Annotated in this window: 14 protein-coding genes and 1 pseudogene; 13 read left to right on the top strand and 2 right to left on the bottom strand. The window is 65.2% G+C overall.

Annotated elements, in window-relative coordinates; all coding sequences use genetic code 11:
- Positions 1-78: 78 nt before the first annotated feature.
- Both XH79_RS21385 and XH79_RS21390 read right to left on the bottom strand, forming a co-directional pair.
- Positions 79-1350: an MFS transporter gene (locus XH79_RS21385; RefSeq protein ID WP_271582820.1), complete on the bottom strand. Its 1272-nt coding sequence runs from the start codon at positions 1348-1350 to the stop codon at positions 79-81.
- A gap of 102 nt (positions 1351-1452) precedes the next feature.
- The gene (locus XH79_RS21390) at positions 1453-5436 is read right to left on the bottom strand and encodes a BTAD domain-containing putative transcriptional regulator (RefSeq protein ID WP_271582821.1); all 3984 of its coding nucleotides are present in this window, start codon (positions 5434-5436) and stop codon (positions 1453-1455) included.
- A 480-nt stretch (positions 5437-5916) separates the two neighbouring features.
- Here XH79_RS21390 and XH79_RS21395 point away from each other — a divergent pair, with 480 nt between their 5' ends.
- From XH79_RS21395 to XH79_RS21455, 13 genes and pseudogenes are all read left to right on the top strand, one after another.
- Positions 5917-7206, top strand: a complete 1290-nt coding sequence (locus XH79_RS21395; protein WP_271582822.1) for a hypothetical protein — start codon at positions 5917-5919, stop codon at positions 7204-7206.
- Positions 7203-7787 (top strand): tail fiber domain-containing protein, encoded by a 585-nt coding sequence (locus XH79_RS21400; RefSeq protein WP_271582823.1) that lies wholly within the window; start codon positions 7203-7205, stop codon positions 7785-7787. The genes XH79_RS21395 and XH79_RS21400 overlap by 4 nt, the downstream gene beginning before the upstream one ends.
- Before the next feature lie 151 nt (positions 7788-7938).
- Positions 7939-9261: a UbiA family prenyltransferase gene (locus XH79_RS21405; protein WP_271582824.1), complete on the top strand. Its 1323-nt coding sequence runs from the start codon at positions 7939-7941 to the stop codon at positions 9259-9261.
- Positions 9262-9366: 105 nt separating this feature from the next.
- Positions 9367-9981, top strand: a complete 615-nt coding sequence (locus XH79_RS21410; protein ID WP_271582825.1) for a ribonuclease D — start codon at positions 9367-9369, stop codon at positions 9979-9981.
- A 258-nt stretch (positions 9982-10239) separates the two neighbouring features.
- Positions 10240-10971 (top strand): LPS export ABC transporter periplasmic protein LptC, encoded by a 732-nt coding sequence (lptC, locus tag XH79_RS21415; protein ID WP_271582826.1) that lies wholly within the window; start codon positions 10240-10242, stop codon positions 10969-10971.
- A gap of 5 nt (positions 10972-10976) precedes the next feature.
- The gene (locus XH79_RS21420; RefSeq protein ID WP_271582827.1) at positions 10977-11717 is read left to right on the top strand and encodes an LptA/OstA family protein; all 741 of its coding nucleotides are present in this window, start codon (positions 10977-10979) and stop codon (positions 11715-11717) included.
- Positions 11718-11928: 211 nt separating this feature from the next.
- Positions 11929-12939 carry an LPS export ABC transporter ATP-binding protein gene (gene lptB / locus XH79_RS21425; RefSeq protein WP_271582828.1) on the top strand — a complete coding sequence of 337 codons (1011 nt, stop codon included), beginning with the start codon at positions 11929-11931 and terminating at the stop codon, positions 12937-12939.
- 90 nt (positions 12940-13029) lie between these two features.
- Positions 13030-14649, top strand: a complete 1620-nt coding sequence (rpoN, locus tag XH79_RS21430; protein WP_212340091.1) for an RNA polymerase factor sigma-54 — start codon at positions 13030-13032, stop codon at positions 14647-14649.
- 170 nt (positions 14650-14819) lie between these two features.
- Positions 14820-15431: a ribosome hibernation-promoting factor, HPF/YfiA family gene (gene hpf / locus XH79_RS21435; protein ID WP_212340092.1), complete on the top strand. Its 612-nt coding sequence runs from the start codon at positions 14820-14822 to the stop codon at positions 15429-15431.
- Positions 15432-15653: 222 nt separating this feature from the next.
- Positions 15654-16115, top strand: a complete 462-nt coding sequence (ptsN, locus tag XH79_RS21440) for a PTS IIA-like nitrogen regulatory protein PtsN (RefSeq protein WP_027550087.1) — start codon at positions 15654-15656, stop codon at positions 16113-16115.
- A 148-nt stretch (positions 16116-16263) separates the two neighbouring features.
- Positions 16264-16491 (top strand): annotated as a pseudogene (locus tag XH79_RS43335) (winged helix-turn-helix domain-containing protein); the annotation flags it as partial.
- Positions 16492-16872: 381 nt separating this feature from the next.
- A complete protein-coding gene (locus XH79_RS21450; protein ID WP_271582830.1) occupies positions 16873-17826 on the top strand; it encodes a tetratricopeptide repeat protein in 954 nt (317 codons plus the stop codon).
- Positions 17827-18090: 264 nt separating this feature from the next.
- Entirely contained in the window at positions 18091-21408 is a 3318-nt protein-coding gene (locus XH79_RS21455) for an Ig-like domain repeat protein (RefSeq protein WP_271582961.1), read from the top strand.
- Positions 21409-21456: the final 48 nt, after the last annotated feature.

Here is a 21456-nt window from a genome sequence, read left to right on the forward strand (position 1 = left end):
CCTACCTTCGATCGGTAGAGATGGCAGGGCGGCGATCCCGGTATCGCCGCGCCCTCGGCCCCTCGATGGGCCCTCCCCTCACACCACCCTCTTCCCCGCCCGCTCCGCGACCGCCTTCTGCACGAAATACATCATCACCAGCGTGATGAGGGTCGTCATGACGACGACGTAGCCGATCCGGTCGAAATGGATCAGCGAGCCGTCGGGCGCCTGCGCGATGATCGCGCCGGCGAGCACCGAGCCGAGCCCGCCGGAGAGCTGCTGCAGCGAGGCGCTGACTGCGCTGAACGAGCCGCGCTGGCTGGGGTCGGGGATCGCCGACATCAGCGCCTGCGACGGGATCATGCGCGAGAAGATGCCGACGAACATCAGCACGTTCACGGTGATCGCGGTCGTGAGCGAGACGTGGCCGAGATGGGTGTAGATCAGCACCATGACGACGGTCATCGCGCAGCCGAACACGAAGGTCGGATATTTGCCGAAGGCGTCGCTGGCCCGGCCGACCAGCGGTCCGGTGACGATGCTGAACAGGCCGGAGACGAGATAGATCGTCGGCAGATGCAGCATGTCGATGCCGAGATTGTGCACGGTGTAGGCGCTGGAGAACGGCATCAGCATGTAGCCGCCGGTCGCAAGCAGCGTCGTGACGGCGAAGGCCAGCGTATAGCGCGGCTCGCCGACCGTCGCGATCAGGTGATGGAACGGGTTTCTGTCCTGCTTGAGCCGCAAGTGCGCGTTCACCGGCTCCATCACGAAGGCGATGATGGCGATCGTGACGATCGAGAGGCCGACGATCGCGACGAAGCAGACCTGCCAGCTCCAGTGATTGGCGAGAAACAGCCCGGCGGGAATGCCGAGCACCTGGCTCGCGGCGAACGCGGTCTGCACGAAGCCCATCACGCGGCCGCGCAAGTGCAGCGCGAACAGGTCGGTGATGATGGCCAGCACCACCGAGCCGATCACGCCGCCGAACAATCCGGTCACGATCCGGCCGACCAGCAGCACGTGGTAGTTCTGCGCCATGGCGCAGAGCAGGGTGCCCAGCGTGAAGCCGACATAGAAGAACAGCAGCAGGCGCTTGCGGTCGAAGCGATCGGCAAAGCCCGCGGCGAGGATGCCCGACAGTCCCGCGCTGAACGCGTAGGCCGACACCGCCACGCCAAATTGGGCGGCCGTGATGTTGAGCGCAGGCATCAGGATGGCGCCGAGCGGCGACATGATGATGAAGTCGAGGATGATCGTGAACTGCGTGAACGCCAGAAGCGCGATCAGGAGCGCCTGGTAGCGCGAAAAGCCGCGCGGACGGTCCGATTGATCGTCGATAGGCGCGGCGAGCGTCTGGTCGGTCATGGGGCTCGATTCATGACGAGTGGAGGAAGAGACTGGCAGATAGGGTGAGCCGGGGCGAATTTCATCGGCCGCCGGCCGCTCGTTCCCTGGGGAATACGAAGCTCACACCGGGTTGTGGGATCCATGCAACAGGGAGTCCGGCAATCCGCTCAATTCCGCTTCGGCCTGCACCAGCCAGAACCGCATCTCCATCTCGCGGTACATCGTCGCCGCGGCAACAAGCTCGTCGCGAGCCTGGTCCGGGCGTCCCGCGTTCAAATACAATTTTCCGAGGCCGTGACGGCAGCGCGCAGCAAGCGGGCGGAGGTCGAGTTCATCGGCGAGCGCCAGCGCGGCTCTGTAGTGACCTTCGGCCTGGTCGGGGGAGCTGCCGCCGCTGGAAGCCTCGCCCAGAAGACGCCGGGCGGCCGCCTCGCCGCTCCGCTGGCCATTTTCACGGGCCAGCGTCAGCGCCTGTCCGGCAGCCCTGAGAGCATCCGCCTGCCGGCCAGCCAACAGGTATGCTTCGCCCAAAGGCGACAGGAACAGCGCCTGGGCAAATCGATGCCCCATCTTCTCGAAGACCCTCAGCGCCTGCTCCATCAGCGGCAGGCCTTCGGCCGTTCGCCCCAGCAGGGCATAAGCGTGGCCAAGGCTGCCGGAATTGCCTGCGACGAGGAACGGCAGGTTCCACTCGCGCGCCACCGCCAATCCGCGCTCCAGCACCACGACTGCGCGGTTCAGCTCTCCCCGGGACGCCAGCAGATCGGCAAAGCACCAGCTGACGATGCCGAGGCTATAGGGGTGATCGACCGCCTCGGCGAGGCGTATGCCTTCCTCGCCGTGAGCGATCCCGCGCGCGAACTTGCCCTGGTCGGCATAGATGCGAGCGAGAAAACCGTGGGCGGTCACGGCCGGAAATCCGGCGAGGGAAAATTGCTGGAGGCATGCGTCGCCGTCGAGCAGTTCCAGCACGTTGAGATAATGAGATTCCGACTCGCCGTAGTGCAGCGTCGAGAAGCAGGCGAGCCCGAGAAACAGCGATGCCGAGATGCGGAGCGAAAGCTCGCCGAGCTGCTCTGCGAGACGATGGGCGTCCCGCCCGAACTTGACGGCGTCCTGTGGATGGCCGCTCAGGCTGAGGGTCTGGCACATGTGAACGGACGCGAGGCAAAGCCGTCCGGGATCGTCGAGATCTCTGGCCAGCGCTTCGGCCTCGCGAAGATAGCCGACGATGCGCGCGAACTGGCCGAGTGGAAACAGCGAGGTCTTCAGGTCGAACCTGAGATCGATCGCCTGCTCCATTGTGTCCCGGGTCTGCGGCAGCGTCGCAAGACAGCGCAGCCCCCGTTCGAAGAAATTGGCTGCTTCGCGGTTGGCCCATCGCGCATGTGCGAGTCGCCCCGCCTTGATCCAGTGGTCGGTCGCCTCGCGGACACGCCCGGCCTCGGCGAAATGAAGGGCAACGATCTCGGGTTGGGTTTCGGCCAGTGCCGGGAAGCTTTCGATGAGCGTGTTCGCGATATCCGCATGCAATTGCTGCCTGCGGCTCCTCAGCATCGCGACATAGGCGGCATCCTGGACCAGCGCGTGCTTGAACGTGTAGCTCGCCTGCGGCGGCGAGCCGCGACGGCTGACGAGGCCGGAGGCCGTCAGCCGTTCAAGCGCGGCGTCCAGATCGACAGGGGGCAGCGCGGATATTGCAGCGATCAGCTCGTAGGAGAACTCTCGCCCGATCGAAGCGCCGATCGAAGCCACGTCCTTCACCGCGCCGAGCAGATCGAGGCGAGCGGCCAGCGAGGCCTGCAACGTCGCCGGAATGGCGAGCGACCGCCGCGACCCCTCCGGCCCTTCGCTGTCGGATGCCTCGCGCAACAGTTCCTGCTCGATCAGCGTGCGGGTCAACTCCTCGACGAACAGCGGGATGCCGTCGGCGCGCGACAGTATCTGCTCGACGACGGGCTCGGGGAGAGGCTTGCCTCCCGCGACGTCATCAATGATGCCGGCGCTGTCGCTGCGGCCAAGGCGGCCGAGGGGCAACAGCGTCACATGTGGCTGGCCGATCCAGGAAGGCTGGAATTCCGGCCTGATGGTGACAAGCAACAGCAGCGGCAGGTTTGCGGCGCGAGCCGCGATCGCGTCGAGCAGGTCGAGCGATGTCGGGTCGATCCAGTGCGCGTCCTCGACCACGATCAGCCCCGGTGTCTGCACCGTTCCGGCTGAAAGCTGGTTGAGCAGCGCATTGAGGGTCATCTCCCGCTTCTCCTGCGGGGAGATCGCGAGGGCCGGATAGCGTCCGTCAGAGGGCACGCCGAGAAGTTCGGCGATCAGCGCGACATCGCGGGTCAGATTTTTCGTTGCGGGCGCGAGCAGGGCTTCCAGCCTGTCTATCCGTACGCCGGCGCTGCTGCCGGGTTCGAAATCGGCAGCCCGTTCAAGCTGAACGATGAGCGGGTAGAGCGCGCTGTGCGCATGATGCGGAGAGCAATAATAGCGCAAGCGGCTGTGTTGCTCGTCCTCGAGCCTCGTCAACACGCTCTCGACGATGCGCGACTTGCCGATGCCGGGCTCGCCCGAGATCAGCACCACGCGGCCCGCACCGGACTTCGCCTGATTCCAGCGGCGCAGCAGCAGCTCGATCTCTTCCTGGCGACCGACGAGCGCGGACAGTGAATCGGCGCGCCGCGCATCGAAACGGCTGACGCCAACAGCCTCGCCGAGCACCTGCCACGCGGGCACCGGCTCTCGCAGTCCCTTGACCTCGATATCCGGAAGCGCGCGCGTGTCGAACAATTGCCCAAGCAGCCGCCGCGTGCCGGCCGCGATCGCGACCTCGCCCGGTCCGGCAACGCCCTGCAATCGTGTTGCCAGGTTCGGCGTCTCGCCGATCGCAACGTGCTGCCTGAGATCACCGGGCCCGGGCTTCTCGCCGATCACGACGAGGCCGGTTGCGATCCCGACGCTCGCCCGCGGTGCCGCGCCGGCCGGTGCGTCCAGGATGCGAACCGCGTCGACGATCGCAAGGCCAGCGCGTACGGCATGTTCGGCATCGTGCTCGCGCGCCATGGGATAACCGAAATAGATCAGGACACCGTTGCCCTGGTGCTGGGCGACGAAGCCATGGAATTGCGCTGCGATCCGAGCCGCGACCCGATGAAAGGCGACGATCTGGTCGTGGATATCCTCTGGGTCGCGCTCCGCGGACAGAGGCATCGCGCCGATCAGTTGGCAGGCCATGATCGTCAACTGGCGCTGCTGGCGGCCGCCCGGGCGAAGCGATTCCGAGGGCGGAGCATCGTCGTCGCGTTCCGCGACGGCTGCGGCTTCGGTCTCCCGCACCCGAACGCCATCCAGGGGCTCGTTCGTCCGCGCCGCACCGGACGGTCTGGCGTTGCGGAGTTCCGCGACGAGCGACTGGGTGACCGCATCGGGCTCCGTGTTCAGCTCGCGCTTGAGCAGCGCGACGAGATCCTGATAGCGCTTGAGCGCCTCGGCCTTGCGTCCATTGGCGGTGAGCGCCTGGATGACCAGCCGATGCGCATCCTCGCGCAAGGCATTCACGGCAATGGCCCGGTTGGCCGTCTTGAGCGCGGATTCCGCATGTCCGGACTGCAGCGCGTGCTGGCCGTGCCGGACCATGGAATCGACGGCCAGGCCGTCCAGCCGCTCCCGTTCCTGGTCGCGCCATTCCGACCATGCGTCTTCTTCTATATTCAGATCCGTCAGCAGCGGATTGCGGTAGAGATCGGCGGCCGCGGCCAGCGACGCGCGGCTGCCCTCGACGATCAGGGTCTCGAAGCGGACCGCATCGCAATCGATCACCCCGGGCGCGAGCCAGACGTCATTGTCGTCGCTGCAAATGGAGTCCTGCCCGAGAATCCGCCGTAACCGCACCAGGCTCTGGCGCAGATTCTGCCGCGCCTGAGTCTCGAAATGCGAGCCCCACAGCAGGTTCGCGAGCTTTTCGCGCGGTTGGCGGCGCGGCGCAGTGCAAGCCAGATAGGCGAGCAATCCAGCAAGTTTCCGGCCCGGCAACGAAACCACGCCGTCATTTGTCGTCAGTTCAAAACGTCCGAACAGCGAAAGACCAAATCTCGGAAGCGGCACGCAGTCTCTCATTCCCATGGCAAACCGGGCCGGCGATCGTGGCCTCGGAAACACACCTAACACGCTTTGACGCACTTTGAAGGCCGCGCAAAGCAGGAGTCACGCTGCTGTCACGCCGGACTGACGCCGGCATTGACGGCGGTCGGCCTACAAATCCCCGCGGCGCTCCCCGATGTCTGCCAACAGATTCTCAGCCGCGACCGTCATCGGCTGGAATTTTTCACTGCTCCCGGACGGACTATGAAGAGGAACAAGTTCATGATGTATCGAATGATGATCGCCGCGGCGTTGTTCGCAGCGGTCAGTGCCGCTCCGGTCATGGCTTACACGAGATCTCCGTCGATGGCCGACGCGGCCGTACGGAAGAATATCCCGCCGCCGCCGAAGCCCACTCCGGCTCCCCCCAAGCCGCCAGCCCCCACGTCCGGGAAGAAGCAGCCGTAGCCGCGGCTTGATCGCGGGTCCGAGCGCGAGGTCGCCGTGCATCCGGCGATCTCGTTGCCGTCAGGCTTCTCCAACTGCATGTCCTCTCAGCCCATCATGCGCGCGCGCCTCTACGATTCGGTTCGAGACGGATGGAAGCGCGCGCGTGTGGTCATGGCCTGCTGTACGGTCTCCTCGCTCGCGAATGCCGCCGAGCCGAACTGGTCGCTGAGCGCCGATCAGGAATTGCGATATGCCACCTGGAGCGGCACGCGGGGTTTCCCTGCCAGCGGCTCGGCGGCGGCCGGCGCCGGGACGCAGGTCTATGCACCCCTGACGATCCAGGCGAGCGGGCAGCCGCTCGAAAACGTCAAAGTCGATCTGCTCGGCAGGGGCGGCTATGTCTGGTCACGGCAATCCACGCCCGGGTTGACCGGCAGCGTCACGACCACGACTGATACGGTCGTCTCGGGGACAGCAACCTATCTCGGCATTCCCGGAATTCAGCCGTTCGTCTCCATGAACGTCAATCTTCCAACGGGGACGACGGCTCTCTATGGCAGCGCGGCGAATGCGCGGATGGATCAGGACATCGTCGACCTCGCAACATTCGGGGAAGGGCTGAACATAGGGCCGACGGTCGGCGTCAACCTGCCCATCGGCGAACAGCTCATCCTGACGTTCAGTTCCGGCTATACATGGCGCGGCGCATATCGCATGGAAGCGCTGCTCGATCCCGCAAGCACGGAGCCGCAGGCAACCACATTGGTGGGGCCGGGACGGGTCGCGACGCAGACGGCGTCGCTCGGCTACCAGCTGGCAAGCCTGACGCTGCTGGCTTCAGCGTCCTACGCCCACGAAACTGCAACCCATCTGGATCATATCTCATCCTATGCGCTTGGCGACCGCTACACGCTGTCAGGTACGGTCGGATACGCATGGACGACATCATCGAGCACGACATTCACGGCGTCGTGGACCAACGCCGAGAAGAATAGGGTTTTGGATCCGGAGTTGTTGAAGATCATTCCCGAGTCGTTTCGGTCCAACAGCGCCGTGTATCGGTATCGCCTCGAGCAACCCGTCGTGAGCGGCAACTGGACCATCGCGCCGATGCTGAACTACATGCGGCGCGATCAAAACTCCTACAATCCGGTCACGCAGCAATTCATTCCGGCAAAGACCCGCATCGGAGCGGGAGGTTCTGCGCAGTATTCGCCACGCGAAGGCTTGTCCTTGAAAACGAGTGTCGAGCACTTCTGGATCAATGAAAACCTGACCGAACTGACGCCGAACCTTCGCGTTCGCGGCTGGATCGCAATGCTTGGCGGGAGCATGAAATTTTGACGCGCATCATCACTGGTTTGAGCGGCTTTGCTCTGGTCACGGCATTCGTCGCCGGCTTGTCGATTTTCGATCAGGCGCAGGCGCAAGCAAGATGCCCGGAGGGCAGGACTTCAGGTGGTGGATGCGTCAACGGCGGCCTCGCCAGGTCGATGCGCCAGCGAGCCATCATCTTCTCGCAGCCCAAACTGTCCTATACTGGCGCGCCGGTCTCGCAGAGCCGCGGCGACGGCCAGGACACGAACACCCCCAGGTCGATCGAGCGGTCCTACGACAAATACGGTCCGCCTCCGCCGCAGCCCGTGCCGGCGGTGGTTCCGACCCTGCCGCCAACGCCTCCACCGCCTCCACCGCCTGTCACGTCCGACAGGCGGCTCAAGCGCGATATCTCGCGGCTCGGATGCCTCGACAGCGGCATCTGTCTCTACCGGTTTCACTATCTCTGGGACGACACGTTTTATATCGGTGTGATGGCCCAGGAGGTCGAGCGGATCGTGCCCAATGCCGTGGTGCACGGTCCCGACGGCTATCTTCGGGTCCGTTACGACCTGCTCGGACTGCAGTTCCGCAGCTGGAGCAATTGAGAGACCATCAGGCCTCGCCGGATTGCCGCCAATCTCGGGTTAAGCCAGCCTTAGCGAATGCCTCCTAGGCTCGCTGCGGTCCATTTCCCTGCTCCCTGGCCATCTGCTTTCCTGGAGCCGGTCATTTTGCGGCAAACAAGAGCGTTTTCGAATGGAGCAGCCTGCCTGGCAGTACGTTTCCAGCGCGCCGGAGCCGTCGGCAGTGCCGGCGGCGGCGCGGACGCTCGTCATCGATCTCGAAGGCGCCCTGCTCCGTTCCGAGCTCTTGATGGAAGCGCTGTTCTCCAGCCCCGCTCGCCTGCTGGCCCGCTTCGGCGCGGGCGGACGGCCCGGCATGGCGGCGCTGACGGATGTCCTGGCGCAGGCCGAGATCGACTACGCCCATCTGCCCTATGATCCCGATGTGCTGAACCAGGCGCTGGCGGCGCGGGCGCGCGGTGCGAAGGTCTACCTGGTCGCCGGCCGGCTTCCCGGTCATGCGGCCGGCATCGCCGCGCATCTCGGTTTCGATGGCGTCGTGACGCCGGCCGATCTCGCTGCGGGCGAGCTTCCCTTCGATCGCGGCACGATCGATCGCATCGAGAACCGCGGCGGTCGCAATCCCGGGCTGAAGGTCTGGGTCAAGGCGCTGCGCGTCTATCAATATGCCAAGAACACGCTGGTGTTCGTGCCGGCGCTGACCGCGCACCAGATGAATTTCGCGACGCTCGGCTACGCGCTGCTGGCGTTCCTGGCGTTCTCGGCTTGCGCCTCCGGCGCCTATCTGATGAACGATCTGCTCGATCTCGCCGCCGACAGGCAGCATCCGACCAAGCGCCACCGCGCGCTCGCGGCCGGCGATTTGCCGATCTCGTCGGCGCTATCAGCGATCCCCGCGCTGTGGCTGTTCGCGGTCGCAGCCTCGCTCTTCATCTCGCCGCTCTTCCTCGGCGTGCTCGGCGCCTATCTCGCCACCACCATCGCCTATTCGCTCGTGCTCAAGCGCAAGATGCTGGTCGACGTCGTCACGCTCGCCGGGCTCTACAGCTTGCGCATCGTCGCCGGCGCTGTCGGTGTCGGCGTGGTGCTGTCGGAATGGCTGTTGATCTTCTCGCTGTTCGTGTTCACCTCGCTGGCACTGATCAAGCGCTTCAGCGAGCTCAGCATGCGCGAGGGCGCCGGTCTCGCCGATCCCTCCAACCGCGATTACCGGATCACCGATCTGCATGTCATCGCGGCAATGGCCGCGGCGAGCGCCATGAACGCGGTGACCGTGTTCTCGCTCTATGTGTCATCAACCGCGGTGACGCCGCTCTACAGCCGCCCCTGGATGCTGTGGCTCATGACCCCGCTGCTGCTGTACTGGTTCGGCCGGGCCCTGATGATGGCGCATCGCCGCGAGATGCCGGACGATCCGATTCTCTACGCCTTCCGCGACGGCCCCAGCCGCACCGCGGTCGCGGCGATGATCTGCATCATGCTGGCCGCGATCTGAGCCGGCGGACGCTTGCGCCGCCTGCCGCGAGTGGATACATCGCGGGCAATCCGAAATGAGCCTATTGTGCCAAAAGACCGATTCGACCCGAGGTTTTGAAACACCATGACCGTACGCCTGCACCGCGGCGACCTGCCCGACCTGTCCCGCTACACCACAGCGGTGGCGATCGACACCGAGACCATGGGGCTCAACCCCCACCGTGACCGGCTCTGCGTGGTGCAGCTCTCGCCCGGCGACGGCAGCGCCGACGTGGTGCAGATCCCCAAGGGGCACACCGACGCGCCGAACCTGAAGGCCCTGCTGGCCAATCCGGCCATTACCAAGATCTTCCACTTCGCGCGGTTCGACGTCGCGGTGCTGTACCAGACCTTCGGCGTCATGACCGGGCCGATCTACTGCACCAAGATCGCCTCCCGCCTGACCCGCACCTATACCGACCGCCACGGCCTGAAGGATCTCGTGCGCGAGGTGCTCAATGTCGACCTCTCCAAGCAGCAGCAGTCCAGCGACTGGGGTTCCGACAGCCTGACCGAGCCGCAACTCGCCTATGCCGCCTCCGACGTGCTGCACCTGCATGCCTTGCGCGAGCGGCTCGACGCCATGCTGGTCCGGGAGGGCCGTACCCAGCTGGCCAAGGCCTGTTTCGACTTCCTGCCGACCCGCGCCCTGCTCGACCTCCAGGGCTGGGCGGAAGAGGACATCTTTGCGCATTCCTGAGGCCTGAGCGGGCCTCCAAAGCATGATCCGGACCCGAAGGGCCGCGCTAGCGCAAGGTGCGGAGCGGTTTTCCGAAAAGATCACGCGCAAACAACGACCTAAAGCGCGATGACGATTCATCCAAATCTCGCGCTTTAGGCCGGGCCGGCCCCGTTTCGGACACTTTCCTGCGGCCTCTCGCGGGCTGCACATTCGGTCGCCGCCGGGTACAATGGCGCGGCCTTCAACCGGACAAGGCGAGCGACCTCTGGAGCAGCGGTGAATTCGGCCCAGAATCCCACCTACGACGCCGCGCTTGCGGCGAGGTTTGCCAGAGCGGCGCGTCACAGCCGCCTGGTGCGGATTCTGCGCGTCGCGGTGCCGGCGGCGGTGGCCGCGTCCATCGCCGCGATCGTCGCCGTCTCGACCTTCCTCAATCCCTTCACGATCCCCATCAAGCTCGACTCCGGAAATCTCGTGGTGACAGGCACCAAGATCACGATGGAATCGCCGCATATGTCCGGATTCACGCCGGACCGGCGGCCGTACGAGCTCTGGGCCAAGACGGCAACGCAGGACATCACCGACCCCGATCATGTCGATCTCGCCGATCTGCGCGCGAAGGTGCTGATGGAGGATCAATCGACCCTGTTCCTCGATGCGCGCACCGGCCGCTTCGACAACAAGCAGCAGCAGCTCGACTTGCACAAGGACATCTTCCTGCGCACCTCGACCGGCTATGAGGCGCGGCTGAACTCGGCCTTCGTCGACATGGGCAAGGGCACGGTCTCGTCGGACGAGCGTGTCGACGTCAAGCTGACCAACGGCACGCTGACCGCGGATCGCCTGCGAATCACGGAGGGCGGCGACGTTATCCGCTTCGAAGGCAATGTGGTGATGCATCTGGACAAGCTCGACGACGGCGCCGCTGCGCAGCCTGCGCCGCCCGAGCCAGCGCCGCCGGCTGCGAAGACGCGTACGCCTCAGAACAAATCTGCCAACTCAAAGTGATTTTCATGATCGGTTTTTTTTCGCGCAACGAGGACAAGCGGTGCGCCATCATCGCTGCGGCCGCGCTGGCCTTCGGCGCCGCGCTGGTCGCTGGCGGCGCGGCGGTCGCGCAGAGCACGATGCAGGGCGTGCCGAACGCGATGCAGGGCTTCTCGCAGAACCGCGATCAGCCGATCCAGATCGAGGCCGCTTCGCTCGAGATGCGCGACAAGAAGAAGGAGGCGACCTTCGCCGGCAATGTGAAGGTCGTGCAGGGCGACACCACCATGACCTCGAAGACGCTGGTGGTGTTCTATGAGTCGAGCGGTGACAAGCCCGCGCCGGCGCAGCCTGCGGCGAAGGGGGCCAAGAACAGCAGCACCGGAGCGCCGATGCAGTCGGCGACGCCGGGCCCCGGCGGTGCCTCGTCGATCAAGCGGCTGGAGGCCCGCGGCAATGTCGTGGTCACCCAGAAGGATCAGGTGGTGACCGGCGAGACCGCCGTGTTCGACACCAAGACCAATCTCATCACGATGCTCGGTGGCAGCGGCGGCCAGGTGGTCCTGACGCAGTGCAAGAACGTGCTGCGCGGCGACCGCCTGATGGTCGACATGACCACGGGCGTCTCGCGGGTGGAATCCGACAGCGGCAGGGTGCAGGCCCTGCTGCCGCAGGGTGGCGGCAATGATTGCGGCCCGGGCGGGCAAGGGGGCAAGCCCACCCCGGGGTCGCCTTTGCAGCTGCCCGGCGCAACTAAACCAAAGTAAATTCAACGGCTTGGTTCGGATGCCCCCGATCCGAGGTTGAAGCTTGCCCGGCGAGACTGTATCTAGCGCGAAGGGCTTTCGAAGCGGGGTCCGCCGCTTACCGGGCGTGTTTCATTGGGCATGGGACATCCCTTCACTCATGCTGCGCCGGCGAATCGATAAAGCCGGGGCGGCAGATCGCGCGAATGCCGCGAAAAGCTAGAAGGCGGGGATGGTCGATCTCTTCAGCATGTTCCGTCGGCGCCCCGCCAAGCGCGGCCGGCCAGGATTTGCACGTCAGGACATCACCGCCCTCGGTGACAGCGTCGGTGGACTGGTGGCGAGCCCCGTGCGGGACGCGCCGACGATCGCCCGTGACCAGCCGATGCACGCGCCCGACCAGTTCCAGGGTGATTATCAAGTCGATTATCAGGCCGAGGCACCGCGCGCGCTGCCGGTCCACCCGGTCAGAGCGGCCGCCAGGCCGAACGGCGCCGGCGGGCCGCAGCTCCTGAAGCGGCCGGGCTACCTGGCTGTGCATAGCGTGGAAAAGAGCTTCGGCAGCCGCCAGGTGGTGCGCGGCGTCAGCATCTATGTGCGCCGCGGCGAGGCGGTCGGCCTGCTCGGCCCCAACGGCGCCGGCAAGACCACCGTGTTCTACATGATCACCGGCCTCATCAAGGCCGATCGCGGCGCGATCGAGCTCGACGGCCACGACGTCACGAAGCTGCCGATGTATCAGCGCGCGCGGCTCGGCATCGGCTATCTGCCGCAGGAAGCCTCGATCTTCCGCGGCCTCACCGTGGAGCAGAACATCCGCGCCGTGCTCGAAGTGGTGGAGCCCTCGCGCAAGAAGCGCGAGCAGCAGCTCGACTCGCTGCTCGACGAATTCAACATCACGCGCCTCAGGAAATCACCGTCGATCGCGCTGTCAGGCGGGGAGCGTCGCCGCGTCGAGATCGCGCGCGCGCTGGCGACGCGCCCGAACTACATGCTGCTCGACGAGCCTTTCGCCGGCATCGATCCGATCGCGGTCGGCGACATTCAGGATCTCGTCCGCCATCTCACCAATCGCGGCATCGGCGTGCTCATCACCGACCACAACGTGCGCGAGACACTCGGCCTCACCGATCGTGCCTATATCGTCTATGCCGGTGAAATCTTGACCGAGGGTAGCCCGGATGAGATCGTCGCCGATCCGGACGTTCGCCGCCTTTACCTTGGCGAGGAATTCCGCCTCTAGCCCTTTTTTCCAATTCGTCAAGACGTGTACATCGGGCTGAGACTAGGATAAGCAAAAATCGGACCACTTTTCGGGATCGGTTCTTGCTTCATGGCGCTTACGCAGAGATTAGAGTTCCGGCAATCGCAGTCGCTGGTCATGACGCCGCAGCTGATGCAGGCGATCAAGCTGCTGCAATTGTCCAATCTCGATCTCACGACCTTCGTGGAAGAGGAACTCGAGCGTAACCCCCTGCTGGAGCGGGCCAGTGACGAGGCCCCCACCGAGGCCCCGGCCGAGACCGGCCAGTTCAGCGATGGCGATGAGTTCGGCGGCAGCAACGGCGACGAGCCGGGTGGTGGTTCGGGCGACGCCTTCGAGCCCGGCCAGGAAGAATGGATGAGCAAGGATCTCGGCACCCGCGCCGAGATCGAGCAGACCCTGGATACGGGCCTGGACAACGTCTTCTCCGAGGAGCCGGCCGAGGCCGCCGCGCGCAACGCCCAGGACGCGGCACCGACCACCTATACCGAATGGGGCGGCGGCGCCTCCGGCGACGAAGACTACAATCTCGAAGCCTTTGTCGCGGCCGAGACGACGCTGTCGGACCATCTCGCCGAGCAGCTCTCGGTCGCCTTCACCGCACCCGCGCAGCGCATGATCGGCCAGTACCTGATCGACCTCGTCGACGAGGCCGGCTATCTGCCGCCCGATCTCGGCCAGGCCGCCGAACGTCTTGGCGCGTCGCAGCAGGAGGTCGAGGACGTCCTTGCCGTGCTGCAAAAATTCGACCCGCCCGGCGTCTGCGCGCGTTCTCTCAGCGAATGCCTCGCGATCCAGCTCCGCGAGCTCGACCGCTACGATCCGGCGATGCAGGCCCTCGTCGAGCATCTCGACCTGCTCGCCAAGCGCGACATCGCCGCCCTGCGCAAGCTCTGCGGCGTCGACGACGAGGACATCGCCGACATGATCGGCGAGATCCGCCGCCTCAATCCCAAGCCCGGCATGAAGTTCGGCTCGGCGCGGCTGCAGACCATGGTGCCCGACGTCTATGTCCGCCCGGGTCCGGACGGCGGCTGGCATGTCGAACTCAACAGCGACACCTTGCCGCGCGTGCTGGTCAACCAGACCTACTATTCCGAGCTGTCGAAGAAGATCGGCAAGGACGGCGACAAGTCCTACTTCACCGATGCGCTGCAGAACGCCACCTGGCTGGTGCGCGCGCTCGACCAGCGCGCCCGCACCATCCTGAAAGTTGCAACCGAGATCGTGCGCCAGCAGGACGGCTTCTTCACCCACGGCGTCGCGCATTTGCGGCCGCTGAACCTGAAGGCCGTCGCCGACGCCATCCAGATGCATGAATCCACGGTGTCGCGCGTCACCGCCAACAAGTACATGGCGACAAATCGCGGCACATTCGAATTGAAATATTTCTTCACCGCCTCGATCGCCTCGGCCGACGGCGGCGAGGCGCATTCGGCCGAAGCCGTGCGCCACCACATCAAGCAGCTGATCGATTCGGAGGCGCCCTCCGCGATCCTGTCGGACGACACCATCGTGGAACGGTTGCGCGCCTCGGGCATTGATATTGCCCGCCGCACGGTCGCGAAGTACCGCGAAGCCATGCGCATTCCCTCCTCGGTGCAACGCCGCCGCGACAAGCAGAGCGCTCTTGGTAACGTCCTCTCCACCGCACTGTCCGATCGCTCCCGCAACACCGAGCCGGCCTGATTGCGCTCGCGCCAAATCGCGCTACTCTCAATCCCCCATCGAGACCGATCCAAGCATGCGCATGAATCGGAAAATGTGCACGGCGGTTTTCCGAGCGGACCATGCGCAGGGAACAACCCCAGCTGCGATGATGCGTCGTCGCAGCTCGGCGTAACCAAGCGAGGCATCACATGACCCTTCGAATTTCGGGAAAGAGTGTCAGCGTCGGCGAGGCCCTGCGCGGCCGCGTTACCGACCGGACCGATGAGGTCCTGCGGAAATATTTCGACGGCAATTATTCCGGCCACATCACGCTCTCGAAGGACGGCTTCGGCTTCCGTACCGACTGCGCGCTGCATCTGGATTCGGGAATAACGCTGGAAGCCGATTCGAACGCGCCCGACGCCTATGCCAGCGCCGACCAGGCCCTCCTGATGATCGAGAAGCGCCTCAAGCGCTACAAGAGCCGGCTCAAGGATCGCTCGGCCCGCAAGGCCCATGTCGCCAGTGCGGCGCTGGCCGCGCTCGACGCCACGAGCTACGTATTGGAGGCTCCAGGCGAAGGCGAGGATGAGGACGAGATCACCGGCTACAGCCCCGTGATCATCGCCGAGGCAACCACCTCGCTGAAGCAGCTCTCTGTCAGCGAAGCCGTCATGGAACTGGACCTCAGCGGGGCACCCTGCCTGGTATTCCAGCATGGCTCCAGCGGCCGGGTGAACATCATTTACCGGCGCGCCGACGGCAATGTGGGCTGGATCGACCCGCCCGGGGCCAAAGCCGACGGCAAGGCCGGCGGTTAGGGCCGAAAATCAAGCCCCGTATCAACCACAGGTCTTAACAATGACCGGGGCAAAGCCGCACGCAGGAGTTGGCACCGGGATTGCGTTGGAGTAGAAGCGCCCCACATCAGGATCGGGGCTAAGTCCTCCTCCTGCTTCACCTTCTTGACGCCGGCCCGGCGCGGTTCTTTCCAAGCTGGCCAATTCGGAACCTGACGGTTTAATTCACCTCGGAAACCTTCCATGCCGATTACCGATCTGGTCGCACCCGAGGCGATTCTCCCGGCATTGAAGGTCAACAGCAAGAAGCAGGCCCTGCAGGAGCTTGCGGCCAAGGCCGCCGAGCTGACCGGGCAGAACGAGCGCGCGGTGTTCGAGGTGCTGCTGCAGCGTGAGAAGCTCGGCACCACCGCGGTCGGCTACGGCGTCGCCATTCCCCACGGCAAGCTGCCCAAGCTGGAAAAGATTTTTGGCCTGTTCGCGCGCCTCGATCGTCCGATCGATTTCGAGGCGATGGACGGCCAGCCGGTCGATCTCGTCTTCCTGCTGCTCGCCCCCGAAGGCGCCGGCGCCGACCACCTCAAGGCGCTCGCCCGCATCGCGCGCCTCTTGCGCGACCAGGATATCGCCAAGAAGCTCCGCGCCTCCCGCGACGCCCAGGCGATCTATTCGGTGCTCGCCCTGCCGCCGGCGAGCGCGGCTTAATCGCTCCTCAGCGACCCATCGATCGTCAGCGCGTCGAAAGGCCGCGCGATCAGCAGCTGTTCCACTCAGCGCTTGCGGCTGAGACGTTCCAGACTGTAACTGTCTCGGAGCCGGCGGTTGATGGGCTGAGGGGGTGGGAGTGAACAAAGTGCCAGATCTCCGCTTTGGAGATCTGATCCTTGACGAGACGTGCCTCTTCGCGCGCCGTAACGAGCAGACGATCAAGTTCACCAGAAACGAGCGCGCACTGCTGCTGGCCCTCACGCGCAATCCACATCGCCTCATGCGCCGTGGCCGACTGCTTGACGAGCTCGCCTCCGAATCGGACATTTCCGATCGCAACATCGACTTTCTGGTAAACAGGGTGCGGTCCAAGCTTGGCGACAGTGCCAGATCGCCAAAGTACATCGCCACGCAATATGGCGAAGGCTATGTCTGGATTGCTGCACCGTCTTCCGGAACGATCGCGGGCTTCCTCGCCATTGCGCCGACGTTCGGACCGCAGGGCCATCGCTTCGGTCAGCAGGCGTCGTCCCTGGTCGGGCAGATCAGTGACATGATCGCCGGCGGCCTCGGCCGCGATGTCGTGGTTGTCGAGGACGGATACGCCGCCGCAACCAGCGCGCGCTATGTCCTGCAAATGAGCTTTCTTGCCGGCAATGAGTATCTTGATTGTGCCGCGACCTTGCGGGACATGCCGTCAAAGCGCATCGTGAAAGCATTCCGGCTGCATTTCGACATGGCGGACGCCAGATCGTTGGCGACGGAGGCGAGAAGGATTTCGGACGGCGTCGTCGATGCGCTGTCGCAGGCGCTCATTGAGGCCTCGACCGGCCTCGGCACGCCCGCGGATGAACCGCTTGAAACGCGCTTCCACAAGGCCGCAAGCCTTCTGTCAGCCTCGAATCGCACGTGGCTGGCAAGCGGTGAGCAACTCGGCAGGGACCGCGCGCACGACCCCCTTAATGCAGACATCGCCCTGCAATGGTGTTTGCATCTGTTCGCGCGCCTGGTCCACACCAGTCCGTTCGGCGAGATCAGCCTGGAAGAACGCTATCGCATCGAAAGCGAGATCGACGCCACGGTGCTGGAGTGCCTGCCTGCCGTCGAGGCGAATCCGCTTCTGATGCTGGCGGCCGCCAAGCTGTTGTACTTCATCGACCGCGGTCACCTCGACCTCGCGGAGGACATTGCCGGTCGCGCGTTCGCCCGGACGGCCGATTCTGGCGCAGCCCTTCCCGTGATGGGGCAACTGTGCCATGCGCGCGGCCGTTTCGACGAAGCAATCGGATTCTTCGATCGCGGCATCGAAACGTTCGAACCGGACTCCGACCTGCATCTCCATATGCGGGTCCTGAAGGCGATCTCCGTGCTTGCGTCCGGAGACCGCGCTGCGCTGGACACGACGGTCGCCGATGCAGCGAGGGAAAATCCGCGCTGCCCGCGCGACATCGGCCTGACGATCGGCTGGATGGTCGCTGCCCCGGAGCAGAAATTGCCGGCGGCGTCGGTGGATGCACTGACCGCGATCGGCCCCGCGGGCGCAGGCAATGCGATCGAATATCTCTACTTCACCTCGGCGCGTCACCTCGTCTCGGAGGAGGCACGCGCCAATGTCATGCGCGGCCTGATCGCGCATGTGATGCGGCTGCACGGCAAAGAGGCCGTGCCAGCCTTCGTTCTCAGGAGCATCGGTCCGATCGCGGCCTGAATTGTTGCCCGCGTGCCGCATTGGCGGGTCGATCCGGCTCACGCACGCCCGGCATTAGGCTGCCCGGCGATCCTCAAATATTGACCAAACAATTGCCTGCTAGCGACGGCCGACCGGCTCGATTTTGTCGGCCAACGTGCAAGGCGGGGTATGTTCGTTCGTTCAGTCCTGAAAAGTCGGCCCTCGACTCTCGAAAGGTGCCGGCCGGCGACCCGCGGTCGGCTCATGTCGTCATGGCTGTTGCAGATTGCTGCACTGGTACTGATGTTGCTCGCCGTACCGGCTACGGCTCTTGCTGTGACCTCCCTCAGCCCGCCTGCCGGCGCTCTGCCGTCGGTAACCGTGGGAGATGCCTATACCCCCACACAATTCTCCGGCGTGGGAGGCGCGGCCGCGTGCTGCACCTATGCGGCATCGGGCGCTGTTCCGCCTGGACTCACGCTCAGTTCGTCCGGCTTGTTGTCGGGTACGCCCATTGCAGCCGGATCGTTTTCCTTCACTGTCACGGCGACCGACACGGACACCACCAGCGCCTCGAACAACTATACGCTCGTGGTCAACAAGGCCGCCACCGCCGTCGGCGTGACCTCCTCGGCCAATCCAGGCCCGTACGGCTCGTTCACCTTCACCGCGGTCGTCTCGTCCACCCCGGGGGCGGGAACGCCGACCGGCAGCGTGACCTTCAATATCTCCGGCGACGGCGCGGGGTCGCAATTGGCGACGTTGAGCGGGGGCATCGCCAGCTTCACCACCTGGCTGAACCCGGGCTCCTACACGATCTCGGCTACGTATGGCGGCGATGGCAATTTCAACAGCAGCTTCGGCTCGATGAACACGTCACAGATCGTCACCCCGGCGAACACCACGACCGCTGTGACCTCTTCGGCCAATCCGAGCGTGTTCGGCCAGCCCGTCACTTTCACCGCGAACGTCTCGTCAGGCGGAATGGTGGGCATTTCGATCCTCACCGCAGACTTCCTCGACGGCGGCACTTCGATCAACGCGGGTCCATTCCCGAACGCCGGCACACTCACGACCTCGTCGCTCGCTGTCGGCAATCACACGATCACGGCCTCCTATGCCGGTGACAGTTTTTACTACGGCAGCACGGGACCGCTCACCGGCAATCCGCAAGTGGTCAACAAGGCCAACACGACGACCTCCGTGACATCCTCAGTCAATCCGAGTGCGGTCGGGCAGTCCGTCACCTTCACCGCCGTCGTTGCGGCCGTTGCGCCCGGGGCCGGGACTCCGACCGGCACGGTGACCTTTCTCGACGGCGGCAGTCCGATCGGCACTGCGCCGCTGAGCGGAGGCTCCGTCACCCTTACCACCGCAGCGCTTGCCGCAGGCAATCACACCATCACGGCCAGCTTTGGCGGCGACGGCAATTTCAACGGCAGCACGGGCTCGCTCTCCGGTAATCCGCAGGTGGTCAATTCACCGTTGTCACCTCCTGTGCTCGACGCGGCGTTTGCTCCAGCGTCCATTACGGTCAACGGCGCCACCACGCTTACATTCACGATCACCAACCCCAGTGCCTCGGCAGCACTGACAGGCGTCGCGTTTACCGATGCCTTTCCGCCGGGCCTCGCGGTCGCAGCGCCAAACGGCCTCACCACGACCTGCGGGGGTACCGTGACCGCGGCGTCCGGCGGCGGCACCGTCAGTCTTTCAAGTGGAACGGTGACGGCGAGCAGCTCCTGCACCGTCGCGGTGAATGTCACGGCCGGCTCCGTCGGCGCCAAGACCAACACGACCGGCCCCGTCAGTTCGACCAATGGCGGCATTGGCAACGCCGCGACAGCCGTCCTGACCGTGAATACGTCGACGACGACGACCGCTTTGACCTCGTCGCCAAACCCGAGCGGCTTGGGGCAATCGGTGACGTTCACCGCGACGGTCACGGCTCCGTCGGGCATGCCGACGGGGACGGTGACGTTCAAGGATGGCGCCACGACACTCGGGACAGGGGCGCTCGCCGGCGGCGTAGCGACATTCTCCACGTCGGCGCTGGCGGCCGGATCGCATTCAATCACTGCGGTTTATCCCGGGGATGTCAACAACGCGGGCTCGACATCGGCGGCTCTGACGCAGGCCGTCAATCAGTCGGCGACCACCGCGGTGGTAACCTCATCGCAAAATCCGAGCCCGGCAGGCCAGCCGGTGACATTCACCGCGACGGTGTCGAGCGGTGGCGGCACGCCGACTGGCACGGTGACATTCAGCGACGGCGGTGCTGCGATCGGCGCGGCGACGCTTGCCGCGGGCATCGCGACCTTCACGACCGCGTCGCTGACGCTCGGCAGCCACGCCATCACTGCAAGCTACGCCGGGAACGCGACCTTCACGGCCTCAACGTCCGCACCGCTGATCCAGAGCGTCAACACGCCGGCGGACAGCCTGAAACTGCGTGCCATGCAGACTCTGGCGGCGCCGATGGTGGCGCAGGTCTCCGGGCAGGCCATCTCCGGCGTGGTCGATAGCGCAATCGGCGAAGGCTTTAGCGACGGCGGGCCGCTCGTCACACCCAACAGCAGCGGCGTCCGCTTCAACTTTGCCGCGGATCCCGGCGCAGCAGCAACAGACGCAGCTCCGCGCGGCGCCGGCAACGATCCCGCCCCGAGCCGCGATCGCGCCTCCGCCTGGGGCATGCGACCGGCATCGCCACCGCAAATGTCTGGCTCGCGCGTCGATGATGCCTTCGCGGCGCTCAATAATGCGGTAGCGGCCAAGGCGCCGCCCAAACGCATCGCCGAGCCGCGCGATTGGCTGGCCTGGGCGGAGGTGCGCGGTGCGACGCTGGATCGCTGGAGCGTCGCGCCGCTTGGCAGCGCCTCCACGGTGCCAATGCTCTACGGCAACCAGATCAATGCGCTCGCGGGCGTCACGCGCAAGCTGACGCCGAGCTTTCTGGTCGGCGTGCTCGGCGGTTACGAAACCTTCGCCTATCGCTCCGACGTGCTCACGGGTCGCCTGAAGGGCGACGGATGGACGGTCGGCTCCTATCTCGGCTGGCGCGTCACCGACACCGTCCGTTTCGACGCGGGGATCGCCTATTCGGGCATCGGCTATAACGCAACTGCAGGCACGGCAGCCGGCTCGTTCACCGGCAGCCGTTGGCTGGCTTCCGGCGGGCTCACGGGCACCTATCGCTACCTGAGCCTCCTAATCGAACCGTCGGCGAAGATCTACGCGATGTGGGAGCACGAGAGCGCCTATACCGATACGCTCGGCACGTTGCAGGCCGCGCGCGATTTCACCAGCGGCCGGGCCAGCGGAGGCGTGAAGCTCGCATACCCGGTCGCATGGCTGTCCCGTGCGACCGTCATTCCCTATGTTGGCTTGTACGGCGACTATTACTTCAATGGCGACACGGCTGCGGCCTCGGCGTTGGCCGCGGCCACAACACCACCGGCATTCCTGCTCGATGGCTGGTCCGCACGGGTCACCGGTGGCGTCGCTGCGCGCTATGACAGTGGCGCGCAGATTGCTGTCGGCGTCGAGCGCGGCGGCATCGGCGGCGACGTTGGGCTGTGGACCTATCGCGCCCGCGCCTCAATGCCGTTCAGCGCGCAGTAGCGGCGCCCAGGCGCGAGATAGCGACCGTCTTGCCGCCATTGTGGACGC

Source organism: Bradyrhizobium sp. CCBAU 45389 (assembly GCF_028128625.1).
Classification (GTDB): domain Bacteria; phylum Pseudomonadota; class Alphaproteobacteria; order Rhizobiales; family Xanthobacteraceae; genus Bradyrhizobium; species Bradyrhizobium liaoningense_B.

What these genes read in the sequence shown, in the direction of transcription:
- rpoN (WP_212340091.1), top strand. Translation starts at nt 13,030, where the DNA reads ATGGCGCTTACGCAGAGATTAGAGTTCCGGCAATCGCAGTCGCTGGTC.
- XH79_RS21405 (WP_271582824.1), top strand. Translation starts at nt 7,939, where the DNA reads ATGGAGCAGCCTGCCTGGCAGTACGTTTCCAGCGCGCCGGAGCCGTCG.
- XH79_RS21455 (WP_271582961.1), top strand. Translation starts at nt 18,091, where the DNA reads ATGTTGCTCGCCGTACCGGCTACGGCTCTTGCTGTGACCTCCCTCAGC.
- hpf (WP_212340092.1), top strand. Translation starts at nt 14,820, where the DNA reads ATGACCCTTCGAATTTCGGGAAAGAGTGTCAGCGTCGGCGAGGCCCTG.
- ptsN (WP_027550087.1), top strand. Translation starts at nt 15,654, where the DNA reads ATGCCGATTACCGATCTGGTCGCACCCGAGGCGATTCTCCCGGCATTG.
- XH79_RS21410 (WP_271582825.1), top strand. Translation starts at nt 9,367, where the DNA reads ATGACCGTACGCCTGCACCGCGGCGACCTGCCCGACCTGTCCCGCTAC.
- lptB (WP_271582828.1), top strand. Translation starts at nt 11,929, where the DNA reads ATGGTCGATCTCTTCAGCATGTTCCGTCGGCGCCCCGCCAAGCGCGGC.
- XH79_RS21420 (WP_271582827.1), top strand. Translation starts at nt 10,977, where the DNA reads ATGATCGGTTTTTTTTCGCGCAACGAGGACAAGCGGTGCGCCATCATC.
- XH79_RS21385 (WP_271582820.1), bottom strand. Translation starts at nt 1,350, where the DNA reads ATGACCGACCAGACGCTCGCCGCGCCTATCGACGATCAATCGGACCGT.